The organism is Mycobacterium sp. TH-M106, from assembly GCF_057473765.1.
This window is the reverse complement of sequence record NZ_JBYCLE010000439.1, coordinates 1-4,063: the sequence shown is the minus strand read 5'-3', so window position 1 is coordinate 4,063 and position 4,063 is coordinate 1. Positions and strand designations below refer to the sequence as shown.

The 4,063-nt window shown below is 65.1% G+C and carries 6 protein-coding genes; 5 read left to right on the top strand and 1 reads right to left on the bottom strand.

The annotated features are described in order from the left end of the window. From AC2VOP_RS15545 to AC2VOP_RS15530, 4 genes are all read left to right on the top strand, one after another. The coding region (locus tag AC2VOP_RS15545; RefSeq protein ID WP_486961818.1) for a F0F1 ATP synthase subunit gamma at positions 1-191 on the top strand (191 nt) is incomplete at its 5' end. Positions 192-216: 25 nt separating this feature from the next. Further along, complete coding sequence (gene atpD, locus AC2VOP_RS15540; RefSeq protein ID WP_486961817.1) at positions 217-1,668, top strand: F0F1 ATP synthase subunit beta; 1,452 nt, start codon at positions 217-219, stop codon at positions 1,666-1,668. Between the two features lie 39 nt (positions 1,669-1,707). Next, the gene (locus tag AC2VOP_RS15535) at positions 1,708-2,073 is read left to right on the top strand and encodes a F0F1 ATP synthase subunit epsilon (protein ID WP_486961816.1); all 366 of its coding nucleotides are present in this window, start codon (positions 1,708-1,710) and stop codon (positions 2,071-2,073) included. 13 nt (positions 2,074-2,086) lie between these two features. Beyond that, positions 2,087-2,539 (top strand): DUF2550 domain-containing protein, encoded by a 453-nt coding sequence (locus tag AC2VOP_RS15530; protein WP_486961815.1) that lies wholly within the window; start codon positions 2,087-2,089, stop codon positions 2,537-2,539. A 9-nt stretch (positions 2,540-2,548) separates the two neighbouring features. On the opposite strand, the gene AC2VOP_RS15525 is transcribed toward AC2VOP_RS15530, so the two are convergent. Next, positions 2,549-3,136 (bottom strand): cob(I)yrinic acid a,c-diamide adenosyltransferase, encoded by a 588-nt coding sequence (locus AC2VOP_RS15525; protein ID WP_486961814.1) that lies wholly within the window; start codon positions 3,134-3,136, stop codon positions 2,549-2,551. Between the two features lie 82 nt (positions 3,137-3,218). On the opposite strand from AC2VOP_RS15525, the gene AC2VOP_RS15520 reads away from it, so the two are divergent. After that, the coding region (locus AC2VOP_RS15520; RefSeq protein ID WP_486961813.1) for a UDP-N-acetylglucosamine 1-carboxyvinyltransferase at positions 3,219-4,063 on the top strand (845 nt) is incomplete at its 3' end.

Genomic DNA, 4,063 nt, shown 5'->3' with positions numbered 1-4,063 from the left:
CCGCGTTGCTGGACGCTGCCGCCTCGGAGCTGGCGTCGCGCCAACGGGCAATGAAGTCGGCCACCGACAACGCCGACGATCTGATCAAGGCGCTCACTCTGGAGGCGAACCGTGAGCGGCAGGCCCAGATCACCCAGGAGATCAGCGAAATCGTTGGCGGTGCAAACGCGCTGGCCGACGCCGCCAGGTAAGCCCCGTAAGGAAGCGGAGAAGATCATGACTGTTATTGCCGAAAAGACCACTGCCAAGGGCGGCGCCGACACCAACGGACGGGTGGTGCGGGTTACCGGCCCGGTGGTCGACGTCGAGTTCCCGCGGGGGACTGTGCCGGATCTGTTCAACGCTCTGCATGTCGATGTCACGTTCGAGGCGCTCGCGAAGACACTGACGCTGGAGGTGGCACATCACCTCGGTGACAGCCTGGTGCGGTGTATCTCGTTGCAACCCACCGACGGGCTGGTACGCGGAGTTGAGGTGATCGACACCGGCGCCTCAATCTCGGTGCCGGTCGGTGACGGGGTGAAGGGCCACGTCTTCGACGCGCTGGGCAACTGCCTCGACGAGCCCGGCTACGGAAAAGACTTCGAGCACTGGGGTATCCACCGCAAGCCGCCTGCGTTCGACGAATTGGAACCCCGGACCGAGATGCTGGAGACCGGCCTGAAGGTCGTCGACCTGCTCACCCCGTACGTGCGCGGCGGCAAGGTCGCGCTGTTCGGCGGTGCGGGGGTGGGCAAGACGGTGCTGATCCAGGAGATGATCAACCGCATCGCCCGCAACTTCGGCGGCACGTCGGTATTCGCCGGGGTGGGCGAGCGCACCCGCGAGGGCAATGATCTGTGGGTCGAGCTTGGTGAAGCCAACGTACTCAAGGACACCGCGCTGGTATTCGGACAGATGGACGAGCCGCCGGGCACCCGCATGCGGGTGGCGCTGTCAGCGCTGACGATGGCCGAGTTCTTCCGCGACGAGCAGGGCCAGGACGTGCTGCTGTTCATCGACAACATCTTCCGGTTCACCCAGGCCGGGTCCGAGGTCTCCACTTTGCTGGGCCGGATGCCGTCGGCGGTGGGCTACCAGCCCACCCTGGCCGACGAGATGGGTGAGCTGCAGGAGCGCATCACCTCGACTCGTGGCCGGTCCATCACCTCGATGCAGGCGGTGTACGTGCCGGCCGACGACTACACCGACCCCGCGCCGGCGACGACATTCGCGCACCTGGACGCCACCACCGAGCTGTCCCGGGCGGTGTTCTCCAAGGGCATCTTCCCGGCGGTGGACCCGCTGGCATCCAGCTCGACCATCCTCGACCCCGGCGTGGTCGGCGATGAGCATTATCGCGTAGCCCAGGAGGTCATCCGGATTCTGCAGCGTTACAAGGATCTTCAGGACATCATCGCGATCCTCGGCATTGACGAGCTGTCCGAGGAGGACAAGCAGCTGGTGGGCCGGGCACGGCGCATCGAGCGGTTTCTGAGCCAGAACATGATGGCCGCAGAGCAGTTCACCGGGCAGCCGGGTTCGACGGTACCGCTCAAGGAGACCATCGAGGCGTTCGACAAGCTGGCCAAGGGCGACTTCGACCACCTGCCCGAGCAGGCGTTCTTCCTGATCGGTGGCCTCGACGACCTGGCCAAGAAGGCCGAGAGCCTAGGCGCCAAGCTGTGATAGGGGTTCAACGGCGACAGCGAGGAAGGGTGGTGGGAGATGGCCGAACTTGACGTCGACATCGTCGCCGTGGACCGGAAGGTCTGGTCGGGCAAGGCCACCTTTATCTTCACCCGGACTACCGTCGGCGAGATCGGAATCCTGCCGCGGCACATACCGTTGGTGGCTGAACTGGTCGAAGACGCAATGGTGCGGGTGGTCCGCGTCGACGACGATGACCTGCGCCTGGCCGTGCACGGCGGGTTCCTTTCGGTGACCGAGGAAGGGGTCAGCATTCTCGCCGAGTCCGTCGACTTCGCCGCGGAGATCGACGAGGCGACCGCCCGTCATGACTCTCAGTCCGGTGATCCCAAGCTGGCCGCCCAGGGTCGGGCCAGGTTGCGTGCGCTGGGCGTGATCGACTAACGGGTGTGGATCGGTGAGCGCGCCCATGGCAGCCATAGTCGCGCTTGTCGTCGTATTGCTGTGTGCCCTGGGAGCCGTTGTCGCGATGGGCTATCGGTTGTGGAAGCTGCGGCAGGGTGGAACGGCGGCGATTATGCGGGATATCCCCGCGGTGGGCGGCCATGGCTGGCGCCATGGTGTAATCCGCTGCCGCGGTGGCGAAGCTGCATTCTATCGACTGTCGAGTGTACGGCTGTGGCCGGACCGCCGAATCAGTCGCCGCGGTGTGGAAATCGTGTCGAGACGTCCGCCGCGCGGCGACGAGTTCGATATCATGACCGATGAGATCGTGGTGCTGGAACTGCGCGACACCATAGGGGAGCTTCGGCGGGGTTTCGAGATCGCGCTGGATCGTGGCGCACAGACCACGTTCCTGTCCTGGCTGGAATCACGTCCGTCCCCCCGAGCACGTCGTCGCTCGATGTGAGCGGGCCGTTCACTCGGGCTGGTCGGCTCGATCCCCACCGGGTCGCCATAGCACGTCGCCCCCGGGGTTGGCCAGCCGGGACAAGATGAACATCAGGTCCGAGAGCCGGTTGAGGTACTTGGCCGGGAGCTTGCTCACGCCGGTCGAATGGACGCCGACGGCCGCCCATGCCGATCGTTCGGCCCGCCGTACCGCGGTGCGGGCGACGTGAAGCAGCGACGCCAGCGGCGAACCACCAGGCAGAATAAATGAATTCAACTTGGGCAAGGCCGCGTTGTGTTGATCGCACCACTTCTCGAGTCGGTCGATGTAGCTCTGGGTGATGCGCAGCGGCGGGTGTTTCGGGTTTTCGACAACCGGGGTGGCAAGATCGGCGCCGGTATCGAACAGGTCATTTTGGATCTGCCGCAGCAGTGCCGCCAGCGACGGGTCCGGCTTGCCCAGGGCGATCGCTGCGCCGATCGCGGCATTGGCTTCCTCGCAATCGGCGTAGGCCACCAGCCGGGCGTCGGTCTTCGGGACGCGGGAAAAGTCGCTCAGTCCGGTGGTTCCGTCGTCACCGGTCCGCGTATAGACACGCGTGATGTGCACTGCCATGGTGCAAACCGTACCGGGGAATCGGGCCGGCGCGTGGCGAGGATTTGTCATATTGGCGATATCGCTCACTACACTGAGCCGAGTGAGCGAGCGTTTCGTGGTCACCGGCGGCAACCGGTTGTCCGGCGAAGTCGCCGTCGGCGGTGCCAAAAACAGTGTGCTCAAGTTGATGGCCGCCGCCCTGCTGGCCGAGGGCACCAGCACGATCACCAATTGCCCGGACATTCTCGACGTGCCGTTGATGGCCGAAGTTCTGCGCGGATTGGGCGCCACAGTCGAACTCGACACCGACACCGTGAAGATAACCTCCCCCGACGAACTCAAATACGACGCCGACTTCGGAGCAGTCCGCCAGTTCCGGGCCTCGGTGTGCGTGCTGGGTCCGCTGATGGGCCGGTGCAAGCAGGCCAGAGTCGCGCTGCCCGGCGGCGACGCTATCGGGTCACGTCCGCTCGATATGCATCAGGCGGGCCTGCGGCAGCTGGGAGCCACCTGCAATATCGAGCACGGCTGTGTTGTTGCGCACGCGGATACCCTGCGCGGTACGGAGATTCAACTCGAGTTCCCTTCGGTGGGAGCCACTGAGAACATCCTGATGGCCGCCGTCCTAGCCGAGGGCGTCACCACCATTCACAATGCTGCCCGTGAGCCTGATGTCGTCGACTTGTGCACCATGCTGAACCAAATGGGGGCAGAGATCGACGGCCCAGGTTCTCCGACGATGACGATCACCGGCGTGCCGCGCCTGTACCCGACCGAACATCGGGTGATCGGCGATCGCATTGTGGCCGCTACCTGGGCCATCGCGGCGGTGATGACCCGCGGCGACATCTCGGTGACCGGCGTCGACCCCGCGCATCTGCAGCTGGTGCTGCGCAAACTTCACGACGCGGGCGCCACCATCACCCAGACCGACGACAGCTTCCG

What these genes read in the sequence shown, in the direction of transcription:
- AC2VOP_RS15535 (WP_486961816.1), top strand. Translation starts at nt 1,708, where the DNA reads ATGGCCGAACTTGACGTCGACATCGTCGCCGTGGACCGGAAGGTCTGG.
- atpD (WP_486961817.1), top strand. Translation starts at nt 217, where the DNA reads ATGACTGTTATTGCCGAAAAGACCACTGCCAAGGGCGGCGCCGACACC.
- AC2VOP_RS15525 (WP_486961814.1), bottom strand. Translation starts at nt 3,136, where the DNA reads ATGGCAGTGCACATCACGCGTGTCTATACGCGGACCGGTGACGACGGA.